Consider the following 12,552-nt stretch of genomic DNA (forward strand, 5'->3'; position numbering starts at 1 on the left):
ATAATCAGTTCAATAATATTACTTCCTGTTATAAGCCATCACCTCCTATTAAGTGCTTTAGAACTTTCTCTTTTGTACCAGTTTAAAACTAAACTATTGTACCAAAGAACTGCTATCGTACACCCCCAGACTCCTCCAATCGATGCGGATAATAATAAATCCATCCGATTGATACCAGACTCACCCTCCTGAGCAGGATCAGAATCAGGAGACGGCAACTCAATTCTGACTGTCCGTACCTCACCCCGATGGCATCCCTGACACTCTCTGCGCTCGATCCTTATCCCTGATTCCGGTCTTTCTTCCACCACTCTCCAGTCTCCAAAATGATGACCGGTCGCCGGCAGATATTCTATATAAGTATAGCCGCACAAGGTACACACATTTTCAACTTGACCTTCTGACTCTTCTGAGTTCAATTTTAATATATGGCTTTCAAATTCATGCTGCTGACCGCCGGTGCAGGCAGGATGCGTATCAGCATACCCGACTCCACAACATAGGATAGTTAAAAACAGCGTACATAGCAACATAAGAAGCTTTACTCTTACTTGCAATTACCTGCCCCCCCATCCTATCTTTTTAATAACCAGATAATTGTAAATATTTCATCCACATATGTATTTTGGTTATTTCCTTTATCTTGATTAACAATTCCGTTCAACATTACATTACCCTATCTTTCCCAACTTGTGTTGATTCGTGGATAAACAGCAGTCTATTTGCTCCAAACTACACCACTTCTTTCGTGTCAGCGTATGCTTCCATTTCCCGTTTCAATTCTGAGTAATAGTATCTCCCTACCGGCAACCTCTCTCCCGTATCTAATACTATTTCTTTAAAAGAAATCGTTCCGATATGACATTTTGCTACCACGTAAGACTTATGGACTCTGACAAAACCATAATCCTTTAACCTTAATTCAATTTTTCCAATGGTCGAATAGAAGCTAAACTGGTCACTGCCGTAATAAACGGTCACGATCCGTTTTGTGACTTCAAAGTAATGAATTTTTTTAATCTCAATCTTTCGGAATTCACCTGCCCCTGTACACATAATGTATTCCGTTTGCTTTTCTTGTACTGATTTAACCGCTCGCATAAAAATATCTTCAAATTTTTCTACCGTTGTTTCTCCTTTTACAACATAGTGCAATGCTCTAACATCAAATGCCGTGGTGTAATATTCTTTAGAAACTGTAAAAAACACAATTTCACTGATACACCCCTGACTTCTCAGCTTTCTGGCAACCTCATCCCCCTGCATCCCGTTCATTCTCATGTCCAGATAAATAATGTCTGGATAACTTTTGTGATCCCCTTGTAGACGGAACAGCAATTCTTCACCTTTGTGATATAAAGAAAACTCCACATCAACTTGATGAATTGACGCTAACAGTTCCAACTGCTTTTTACATTGTTCCAGTTCTTGTTCATTATCATCACAAATTGCGATAATCACGATTTATCCTCCTCTTTAAGTCAAGCACCAAAGAATTAGCACTTGCATTTAATTTTTCTGCAATCTTATGTTCTAAAAATGCCTATATTCGTTTATATCCGCACTTATATAGGCAACAGTTATTCTATAATATGGGCAGTGACTAGACTCCATTGGATAACAGGAACATATGACCGCTTTTAAGATGATCCGAATAGCACAATCCGTTGTAACCGATAAGTTTACCAATTTGCAGTATCAAACTTATCCATTTAAGCATATAAAAAACTCAGTTAACCTGGAAGTACATGTATTTAATTAGAGTTCTCATGTATTGAATCAGTTTCAAGGAGCAATAAATCATAATCAATTGCATGAAAAAGTTGGATAAGGTTTTTTTACCTTATCCTCTACTTTGGGTCACTATGCCGTTATGAATCTTTTACTTATGCTTGTTTTTTATAACCACTTGATGGTCTCTGCCAGTATTTAAAATTGTAAGAATCAGCAGAAATTCCAATATCACCAAATCTTTTTATTCAGCATTAATTTACTTCTTTTTTTTAAAATTGTAATAAATAATGGATAAACAGCAGTCTTTTTGTTCCATACTACACCACTGTTCCCGCTTCCACGTATGTGCATGAGTCAGACATAGAAGATTATGCCGTGGCAAAAAAAGAGAACGGTTACTAAGCCGTTCTCCATTTTCACATTATCAGATGATAAAGTAAGATATGCATACTATATAAAATTATAAATCAATGACTATTAGGTGCTGTCAAGGCTGGGATCATTGTGTAAGCAGCTGCGCCTGAAATGAGGGACTTCTATGTTAAAAAGTAATCTGTATATCTCTCGCTGATCTTGCCCGGAAGTATTAATTGGCAAATCAACGGATCAGAACGGATCTATGCAGCAGGTTCAAACTGGCTGCTGTAAAGTTCCGCATAGAAGCCTCCCTTTTCTAACAGTTCCTTATGATTGCCACTTTCGATAATGTCTCCATCTTTCATGACCAGAATCAGATCGGCATTTTTTATGGTAGACAGACGGTGTGCGATGACAAAGGATGTACGACCTACTGTCAGCTTATCCATAGCTTCCTGAATCAAGATTTCGGTGCGTGTGTCAACAGAACTTGTTGCTTCGTCCAAAATCAGCATGGGAGCGTTTTGGATCATCGCTCTGGCAATCGTAACGAGCTGTTTCTGCCCTTGTGAAAGACTTGCCCTGTCATTTAACAATGTTTCATACCCTTGCGGCAAAGTTCTAATAAAATGATGAAGCCCTACTGCCTTACATGCAGCAATCACCTGTTCATCTGTCACCCCCGGCTTGCTATAGATAATATTTTCCTTGATGGTACCTTCAAAAAGCCATGTATCCTGTAATACCATACAAAATTGCTCATGGACATTCTCTCTTGGCACCTGGCTGATTGGAATACCATCTAACAATATTTCTCCACCGTCCAGTTCATAAAAGCGCATCAGCAGATTGACCATTGTTGTTTTTCCTGCACCGGTAGGTCCTACAATGGCAATTTTCTGTCCAGCTTTAATTTGAGCTGAAAAGTCATTGATAATCGTTTTTTCCGGGGTATATCCAAACTTCACATGACGGAATTCCACATCACCTTTCACATTAGTGAGCCTCATTGCTTTTTGGCTCTCGTCAGGCAGTTCTTCCTCATCAAAGAACTCAAACACGCGCTCACTGGCGGCAGCAGTTCTTTGCAGGTTCTGGAATGCCTGGGCAATTTGTGAAAGTGGTTGGGTAAACAAACGGATATACAACATAAAGGCTACGATCACGCCGAAGCTGATGGTCCCGTTCATAGCCAGCGCCGCACCTACCACACAGACTGCCACATATCCGAAGTTACCGATAAATGTCATAAGCGGCATCATCAATCCGGACATAAACTGGCTCTTCCAGCCGCTGTTATACAGGCTCTCGTTCACATTTTCAAAAAAACATCTGGCCTCTTTTCCACCGTTATAAGCCTTCACCACATGATGGCCGGAATAAACTTCTTCAATATGACCATTAGCGACACCCAGATCTTCTTGCTGCTGGACGAAATATTTCTGCGATTTTGACATGATAACACCCATGATAACAAACCCAAAAACGCTCGATCCTACGGCAGTTAACGCCATAATCCAGTTATTGTAGAACATCATAATTGCTGTACCCACAAACATGGTGATGGAGGTAACCAGATTTCCGATGCTTTGATTCATGGTCTGGCCGATGGTATCCACGTCATTGGTCACCCTGCTGAGAATATCGCCATAGCTTACCCGGTCAAAATATTTCAATGGAAGTTTATTGATTTTTTGTGATATGCCGGTACGCATATTTTTGCTGATTCTTTGTGTTACAGTTGCCATCATAAAACTTTGAATAAAGTAGAGAAGCGCTGAACCTGCGTAAAATGCCACCAACAGTATTGCGATTCTTTTTACTGCGCCAAAATCAATTGCACCGGCAACCGGAACACCATTGATCAGCGAAGGTAATCCTTTCATGATCTCGTTGGTCATATCTTTCAGTTTATCCGGACCGATGATTTGCAGCACCGTTCCGATTGCTGCCATAACAAGAGCGGCAATCACTGCAGGCATATAATTTTTACAATAGGCAATCAGTTTTCCCCATGTCCTTTTAAAATCTTTTGGCTTTTCGACAGCCCCCTGTCCCATAGGACCTCCGGCCATCGGCTTTCTGTTCGTTCTTTGTTCATTCATGATACAAGCTCCTCCTCACTTAATTGACTCATGGCAATTTGCCTGTATACCTCACAGTTCTGCAGCAAATCCTTGTGTTTTCCTTTGCCCACAACTCTGCCTTCGTCCAGTACGATAATCTGATCCGCATCCATAATCGTTCCGATACGCTGTGCTACAATCATACTGGTTACACCTGCGGTTTCTTTTTTCAGTACATTACGCAAAATCCGATCCGTCTTATAATCCAATGCTGAAAATGAATCATCAAATATATAGATTTCCGGCTTTCGACAGACCGCGCGGGCAATGGCAAGCCGCTGTTTCTGCCCGCCGGACACATTGGTACCGCCCTGGGCAATGTCTGCTTCATAGCCACCCTCCATGCGTTCAACAAAATCCGTTCCCTGTGCAATTGCAACAGCTTTTTTAATTTCGTGCTCAGAAAATCCATTGCCACCATTATCTCCGTATGCCACATTGGACGAAACCGAACCTTTGAATAAAACTGCTTTCTGCGGCACGTAACCAATTTTATTGTGGAGTGCCTCCTGTGTATATTCCTTAATATTCACACCGTCAATCAGGATTTCTCCTTCTGTCGCATCAAAAAAGCGCGGCACAAGGTTTATCAGTGTTGATTTGCCACTTCCTGTGGAGCCGATAAATGCAATCGTTTCCCCCTGCTTTACCGTAAAGTTCACATCCTCCAGCACATAATCCGCCGCATCCGGATATTTGAAGCCCACATGTTGAAACGTAACCTCACCTTTCAAACCAGGGACTCCATTTGTATGGCTGCCATCAAGGATTGTAGGCTCGGTGTCCAGCACTTCATTGATTCGCTTGGCGGAAACGCTGGCACGGGGAAGCATGATGAAAATCATGACCAGCATCAAAAATGACATAACAACCTGCATCGCATAGCTGGAGAAGACCACCATGTTAGAAAACAGCGTCAGTTTATCCGTCATCAGTGCCGCATTAATTAAGTAGGCACCAATCCAATAGATGGAAAGGGACAGTCCACTCATAATCATATTCATGACCGGCATCATAATTGCTGTAGCACGGCTTGTATACAACTGGGTACCGGTTAATTCCTCATTCGCTTCTTCAAACTTCTTTTCTTGATAATCCTCGGCATTATAAGCTCTTACAACACGAAGTCCTGTCAGATTTTCACGGGTAACCCGGTTCATGTTATCTGTTAAAGTTTGCATTTTCTTAAATTTCGGTATCACAAAAATCATGATAATACCAATCATAACAACCAAAAGTGCAACCGCCGCGCCTGTGACGAGTGACCATTCAAACCCCTTTCCAGCGATTTTGGTAATTGCCCATACAACCATAATCGGAGCTTTTATAATCAGCATTAATCCCATCGTAATCAAAGTCTGAATCTGTGTAATATCGTTTGTTGAACGGGTGATCAAGCTGTCCGTGGAAAAGCGGTTGATTTCCTCCATGGAAAAGGATTCCACTTTATTAAAAAGCAGACTGCGCAGACGTTTAGAAAACGCGGCAGCAATCCGTGCCGCAAAATAACCAACAATAACAGCACTTGCCAAACTGCCCAGTGTGCAGAGAAGCATTTTACCCCCGGCAAGCCAAATATCGCTCATCGCGCTACCGGGCGTTTGCACCAACATGGTTATTTCTGACATGTAATCCGGCGATTTTAAATCCAGCCATACCTGGACTATTACAAATATCAAGCTAAATAAAGCCATCAGCCATTCTTTGGGCTTGAGATATTTAAATATTCTAATCATAGAAAAATCCTCCTTGTTATTAGTGTTCATATTGAACGCTGTTAGTTATATGGTCCTAAAATGCAGACCTCGTTTGGTCTGCATCTTTATCCCACTATCTTTATTCCCCGGTTTCGATTATTCTATTCAAAAGGATCTGGCACCGTACGCTGAGCAATCTCAAAAAACCGCGTGGAGAGACGTACAAATTCACTTGCGTCTTTTTCACCCATCACAGTTAATACCTGAATCAAATGATTTTGCATTCGCTGCATGTTTGCCCGAATCCGTTCACGACCTTCTTCCGTAATCGTAACCAATATAAAGCGCCTGTTCGTAGTGTCTATTTCACGGTGAATCTGCCCTTTCTTTTCGAGGGTACGGAGTGCCGCAGAGATTCTGGCCGTACTGCTGTTCAGCGCCTCACTCAATTCAGATGGCGATGCTGGTGATTCTTTCGTATAAAGATATCTTAAAATGAAAATTTCGCCTTTTCCAGAACGATTAAATTCATCCATGACTTTTCCACGGGACATCAGCTTACCCAATGAATCGACCAGTTCTTCTATACTACTCAATCTAATCACCTCCACCTTTCAAACAGGTATTAGTATTCACAACTAACACTGTTAATAGTGTATACTATTTCACGAGCACTGTCAAGAGAATTTTTCACATATAAAATTCCCACTAGAAAAGCCACTGGAATTGTATCTAATGGCTTCAGACTATGATTTTATTTTCAAAACAGAATAATCAAAGCTATCTTTTTGTGCTTCCCTTATTTCATATTGCGCATTAACCTTTTTTCCCAACTTCTAATTTTTTTACAGAATTATGATAAATCTCCTAATGGATTACGCCTCTATCCTGTTATTCTTAACATAAAGCCCGATAACAAAAAAGTCTACAGGAGGATATATATTATGACTTTCGGCAATGTCTTTTTTTTAATCACCATATTGGTTGGTACCGTTCTGTTGAACCAATTTATCCAGCACCGAAAGGGCGCCCGCAGAGAAGCCGCACTACAGCGCACCAGAGAAATCGAAAGAGCACATTGGCGGCATGTACTTCGGAATTATAATTTTGTTTTTGCTGATGACATGGAAGAAAACACAAGTGAAAACTGTAAAGCTGTGTCTTAAAATCAACGGTCAAGATGAACATGGTTCAAGTCCTAATGCTTTAATATGCAATGAGCAGATATTACCGACCCTTTCATTATTTATCCTTACTTCTTATCAAGTATTCCGTCCCTGTATTTTAGATTGAAAGCCATGAAATTCACCTGCCCATTCAAAGCCCTTCTTTGCTGCAATGACAGCGATAACCTCATTGATTACCGCTGCTGCCGCAATCGTACCTTGAATGATTTTTGCGCACTCCGGCACAGGAGCCGCTAAAACGGAAACAGCGATTCCTGTAAATACCAGTGAAACGCCGGAATGAGGTAAAAGCGTAAAACCAAGATATTTCTGCACGGTATCAGGAAGTCCGGTTGCTTTTGCACCAAGCCGTGCCCCGTAATACTTACCAAGTGCACGGGAGACAATATAGAGAAACGTAAACAGTCCTGCGCCGAGAATCGCATGATAATCCAGCGGCGCTCCGAGATTCAAAATCACAATAACCATGGAACCACTGAGAAACGGATTGAAATCACGGACAATCTGCTCCAGACGTTCTTCGGTTACCAGGTTGGAAAAGGCTGCCGAAAATGCCATCCCCATCAGCATAAAATTGAGCAGCGGTGACCTCATCAGATAGGTATTGCAGACAAAGCCAATGAATGCAGTCGCCAGGATCAGACCAATGAGGATAAAGAGAGTCAGTGGTTTGGAGCGTTCCTTCTTTAACAGCAAACCTGCGGGCAGACCGGTGACAGTGCCAATCAGCAGCGGCAGGAAAATCATTACCGGAATCATGTAAATCGGCATACTGCCTCCAGAAATTTTTCTTGCAACAATGGCGATCGTGGTAAAAAACACCATCACCCCCACCATGTCGTCCAGTGCTGCCATGGGAATCAGCGTTTTAGTGACAGGGCCATCGGTCTGAAATTCCCGCACGATGGAGAGAGCTGGTGCAGGTGCCGTGGCAAGCGCGATGCCGCCAAAAATAAATGCCAGATAAATCGGAATGCCGCTGACGGCAAAGATGATTGTGAAAACGGCAGACACCAAGAGGAACGTGCCGAGGGACTGGGTCAGCGTGGTAATGATCAAGGCTCTCCCGTATTCTTTCATACGGCTCCAGACAAGTTCTGTGCCAATCATCAGGCCGACGGCGCACTCCAACACATGAACGATTGCCTGATACTTTACGCCGTCCATGAGTGCTTGCGGTATCAGCTTCAGTGCATGGGGACCTAAAATCATTCCGGCGATAAGCCAGCCGAGAATAGAGGGGAGCTTTAATTTGGAAACCAGTTTGCCCATAAAAAAGGCAAGAACAATGGCGGCAATCCACCGGAGTAATAGCAGTATCATTTTTCATTTCCTCTTTCTACAATGCCATACAGCATAAAATCAAGCAGTTTGGTAAGATTGGTTTCATGTGCGGTCATGCGGTCCGAAAAAGACATATTACGGCAGGCAGGGCTGCTGAAATAACCGTTAAACATATTTTGCATGATGGCAAAATAAGACATAGCTTCCTCACTGGTAACTCCCTGCCGCAACTTAAGAGAAGCCAAAATTTTTTGATACAATTCAGCATTTAGTTGGTCAAATTCCTGCCGCAAATCCGTAATCTGATCGGATAATGCCTCCGGCGGCTGAAAAATCGTTTCAAAAAACAGACGAGTTTCCTGTTCATGTTCTTGAAAGAACCTCAGGCGGGCGTCCATATACTTTTGCAAGTCACTTCCGATGCCGGCAGTTTTCAGATATTCCGTTAAAGTGGAAAAACACTGCCCAACGCAGGCAAGATAGATGGCATCTTTATTCTTAAAATTATGATAAAGCAAACCTTTGGGAATCCCCGCGCTGCAAATATTGTTCAGCGATGCTCCTGCATAACCGTTCGCACCGAATTCTTCCATCGCCGCAGCTAATATTTTTTGCCTCGTTCGTTCGGTTTTCTCTTCTTTTTTCATTTTAACCTCCTGAAAACATTATTGACCGCATGGTCTATTATACACAAAATAGACTGTGCAGTCAATCATATAGTATTAAAACGACACAACCATTAATTAATGAACCAAAGAAGTTTTATTCCCAGAAGGTAATCCCACAGACTCAGAAGCCGCAGTATAAATACCTGTTAATCATACATAAGTATAGTGATTAAAATCTGAAAATCGTATATAAAAAGCAAAAGGACTAAACCGCGATGGTTCAAGTCCTTTTACTTTATTATTCGATGAGCAGATATTTTTATAACGCCGCCTCATGAAGTCTTTTCTTGAATTGTTGATAGATATCTATTTCTTCATGGCAGCTCATACACCCCAGTTTGATTGCCGGCTTTGTTTTCCCATGAAAATCGCTGCCCATTGTTTTCAGTAAATGAAATTTTTCTGCCTGGTTATTGTAAAAAGCAACCATGTTTTCATCATGATAACTACTGTATACTTCCAGCCCATCAATACCACAAGTAACAATGCTTTCCAGAATCTTCTGATCCTGCCCGATATTAATCCTGGGGTGCGCAAGAACAGCTATGCCTCTTGCTTTTCTAATCAATTGTATGGCTTCGTTCAGCCCAAGAAACTGAATAGGTACATAAGCCGGCTTCCCTTGGGAGCAAAAATCCCAATAAAAATTTACATAAGGATTATCACTACGCTTCCCGTTCTTTCGATATGGTTCCAGAAAAGGATTGTTCCGATTTCTTTTATCCTCCAGAGCAACTTCAGCAATCATTTCACCTGTCACTACACCTTCTATGGCAAGATCCAGAACTTCTTCTATTTCAAGATGAATCCCTAACTCTTGCACTAGATGTATTAGTTTTGAAGAAGCATTTTGTTCTTTCTTTAAGATATCCATTTCATTCTTTTCAAATTCAGATACTGTTGGATCAATCCCATATCCTAAAAGATGCAGATTAACTCCTTCAAATTGACAGTCAAGCTCAATAGCACGAATCAATTCGATACCTGATTCATTTGCTGATTTCTCAGCATCTCCTATCCCTCGTACGGAATTATGGTCAGCTAAAGCAACCGTCTTTAAACCATGTTGTTTACACAGCTGTATGAGTTGTGATGGCGTGTATTCCCCATCGTTGCTGATATTGGAATGCATATGTAAATCTAACTGATTAACCATTTAAGCCCTCCTTGCCACGATTTTATTAATTTTCTCACTGCTGACAAACATCGTTATGAGTAACACCATAATAAATATGGGATAGAACTGTATCCCCACAACACTTGATAATACCCCGATTGCTGGTGGTACCAGCATCGTTCCAATGTAAGCAAATGCCATCTGCACACCCATCAGTTTGCTTGAATTGTTTTTGCCGAAACGGGCTGGTGTTTCATGCAACATAGAAGGATAAATAGGTGCACATCCCATTCCAATCAAAATAAGGCCCAGCAAGTTGACATAGGTTTGATTAGAAATCAGTAATAAGACAGCCCCAATACCAATGATAAATTGACCACATCGAATCAATGCAGGATTACTCCACTTGGCAGTGATAAACCCATTGACCAACCTGCCTATGGTGATGCCAAGGTAATATACGGATATCCAACCCGCGGCAACATCAGCAGAAACACCTTTTGTCTGCACCAGATAACTGGCGCCCCATAAACCGGTGGTAGCCTCTAATGCGCAATAACAAAAGAAACCAAGAAGTGCTGAGCGTATTCCCGGCAATTGAAAGACATACTGGCTTTGATTTTCTGCAATTATGCTTTCTTCCCGACCTTCGCCAAACAATCTCCAAAGCGGTAATGAAACCAGCAAAATAATCACTAAAAAAATCTGAATAATTGCAACAGATAAATAACCCTTCTGCCACGACCCGTTATGAGAAATGGCAACTGACATAATAGCGGGGCCCGCAGTTGCACCAAATCCCCAGAAACAATGAAGCCAACTCATATGTCTGGCTGAAAAATGCAAAGCCACAAAATTATTTAAAGCAGCATCTACGGCCCCTGCTCCTAGTCCTAATGGAATTGCCATCAGGCATAACCATACATAGCTTAGGCTAAAGGAATAACCCAGCAAAGCCATGGCTGTAATAAATACACTGATTGATGTGAGTTTACCAGTACCAAGTTTTTGAATCAGTTTGCCACTCAGAATACTTGAGATTATGGTTCCGCAGGATATAATCATGGAGATTAATCCTGCCCCTGCCATTGGCAGGGATAAATCAGCCCGGACCGTTGGCCATGCAGCGCCAAGCATAGAATCAGGAAGCCCCAAACTGATAAATGCAATATAGATAATGATCAATAATAATGTCGTCATGGAATCTCCTATCTTATTGTTGCCATTTTGGTTCCAATGGTTTTAATGAGATTTTTTTAATACCCTCTGCAAAATCTTTGCCAAAGTCACTTGATACAATAATGTCAGGCATTACTTCTGACTTGATTGTTTTTTTACAGTCCTCAATAATGAGTTCAATCGCCACTTCGGCAAGATTTTCTCTGTAAATGACGAGGATATCTGGATTTAAAAGGCAGGTGAATGTAATAATTAATTTCTTAAGTGCCACTGAAATATTTTCTGAAACATATGCTGGATTCTTCCAATCAAATCCATCCGGAAGAAATTTAGCTTCACCAGCAAAGCCATCTTTTCCTTTATACATATCACCGTTGATAAAAACACCTGCACCTAAAGGATATTTCTCTGGAATATAAATGCCAACCACGTTTTTATCGTCACATTGATTAGAAGTACAATATCCTAGTACAGCCGCGTTAACATCATTTTCAAAGACTACAGGTATTTGAAATTGGTTTCTCAAATGTTCCACAAGGGATTTCCCTTCAAGAGATATATAATCACTGACCTCCATCTTCCCTCTGATTTCCTGCCCTGGCATACCAATGCCAATCAATTTAATGTTAGGATATTTATTCAGCATTTTCTCGATGATCAAATCAAAACTACCTTCAGATATTTCATCTAAGACAATCTCGTTGCCTTCAATCACTTCCCCATATAGATTGACAACGGCAACATGGGTCAGATCCTTCATTTCATACTCATTTGTATAAATGACTAATGCCGTACTGTATTCCTCATTAAAGGAATAGATTACTGCTGGTCTGCCACCACTGGATACTTCCAGCTCATCAAGCAGTATCTCTCCATCTCTCAAAAGCACTTCAACAAGTGAATTAATTGTTACCACGCTTAATCCTGTCAATTTTGCCAACTGAGGCTTTGTTGCTTTTTTATTTTCTTTTATCACCCGCCTAACCGTATCTAAATTGATTTGTTTCATTAAATTTGCATTCCCTACAGCCATATTGCCCCCTTATTAAAGATGCTTTATAAAGTATCTTTACTTTATCAGAAATGCAGCTAGTAGTCAAGGTGATTCTATAGAAATTCTGTTCCTGCAAGGGCTGCCTTTGCCTTAGAAAGGGTCTGTCCTCAAAATAGGAAAAAGACAAACTATCCGCTTTATGCCAATAG

11 protein-coding genes are annotated in these 12,552 nt (G+C 41.2%); 1 reads left to right on the top strand and 10 read right to left on the bottom strand.

The genetic code is table 11. From position 1 onward, the window contains the following. Positions 1-38: 38 nt before the first annotated feature. The 5 genes from H171_RS11230 to H171_RS11250 all read right to left on the bottom strand — a co-directional run bounded on the left by H171_RS11230 (position 39) and on the right by H171_RS11250 (position 6,510). Positions 39-557, bottom strand: coding sequence for a hypothetical protein (locus H171_RS11230; RefSeq protein ID WP_100305223.1), 519 nt, complete (start codon positions 555-557; stop codon positions 39-41). Between the two features lie 175 nt (positions 558-732). Next, entirely contained in the window at positions 733-1,461 is a 729-nt protein-coding gene (locus H171_RS11235; protein WP_100305224.1) for a LytR/AlgR family response regulator transcription factor, read from the bottom strand. An 890-nt stretch (positions 1,462-2,351) separates the two neighbouring features. Then, on the bottom strand, positions 2,352-4,196 hold the full coding sequence (locus H171_RS11240) for an ABC transporter ATP-binding protein (RefSeq protein WP_100305225.1): 1,845 nt from the start codon (positions 4,194-4,196) through the stop codon (positions 2,352-2,354). Continuing rightward, positions 4,193-5,953: an ABC transporter ATP-binding protein gene (locus H171_RS11245; protein ID WP_100305226.1), complete on the bottom strand. Its 1,761-nt coding sequence runs from the start codon at positions 5,951-5,953 to the stop codon at positions 4,193-4,195. Before H171_RS11245 ends, H171_RS11240 begins: the two co-directional genes overlap by 4 nt. A gap of 122 nt (positions 5,954-6,075) precedes the next feature. Then, on the bottom strand, positions 6,076-6,510 hold the full coding sequence (locus H171_RS11250) for a MarR family winged helix-turn-helix transcriptional regulator (RefSeq protein ID WP_242976937.1): 435 nt from the start codon (positions 6,508-6,510) through the stop codon (positions 6,076-6,078). A 348-nt stretch (positions 6,511-6,858) separates the two neighbouring features. On the opposite strand from H171_RS11250, the gene H171_RS11255 reads away from it, so the two are divergent. Next, entirely contained in the window at positions 6,859-7,080 is a 222-nt protein-coding gene (locus H171_RS11255) for a hypothetical protein (RefSeq protein ID WP_100305227.1), read from the top strand. 96 nt (positions 7,081-7,176) lie between these two features. Here the strand turns inward: H171_RS11255 and H171_RS11260 are convergent, their stop codons facing one another. The 5 genes from H171_RS11260 to H171_RS11280 form a co-directional block, all read right to left on the bottom strand. Then, positions 7,177-8,424: a cation:proton antiporter gene (locus tag H171_RS11260; RefSeq protein ID WP_100305228.1), complete on the bottom strand. Its 1,248-nt coding sequence runs from the start codon at positions 8,422-8,424 to the stop codon at positions 7,177-7,179. Continuing rightward, positions 8,421-9,032, bottom strand: a complete 612-nt coding sequence (locus H171_RS11265; RefSeq protein WP_100305229.1) for a TetR/AcrR family transcriptional regulator — start codon at positions 9,030-9,032, stop codon at positions 8,421-8,423. Before H171_RS11265 ends, H171_RS11260 begins: the two co-directional genes overlap by 4 nt. Positions 9,033-9,312: 280 nt before the next feature. Next, positions 9,313-10,209 (bottom strand): PHP domain-containing protein, encoded by an 897-nt coding sequence (locus tag H171_RS11270; protein WP_100305230.1) that lies wholly within the window; start codon positions 10,207-10,209, stop codon positions 9,313-9,315. Then, the gene (locus H171_RS11275) at positions 10,210-11,370 is read right to left on the bottom strand and encodes an MFS transporter (protein ID WP_100305231.1); all 1,161 of its coding nucleotides are present in this window, start codon (positions 11,368-11,370) and stop codon (positions 10,210-10,212) included. 13 nt (positions 11,371-11,383) lie between these two features. Continuing rightward, positions 11,384-12,382 carry an ROK family protein gene (locus tag H171_RS11280; protein WP_100305232.1) on the bottom strand — a complete coding sequence of 333 codons (999 nt, stop codon included), beginning with the start codon at positions 12,380-12,382 and terminating at the stop codon, positions 11,384-11,386. Positions 12,383-12,552 lie beyond the last annotated feature (170 nt).

It is taken from the genome of [Clostridium] celerecrescens 18A (genome assembly GCF_002797975.1).
Lineage (GTDB): Bacteria > Bacillota > Clostridia > Lachnospirales > Lachnospiraceae > Lacrimispora > Lacrimispora celerecrescens.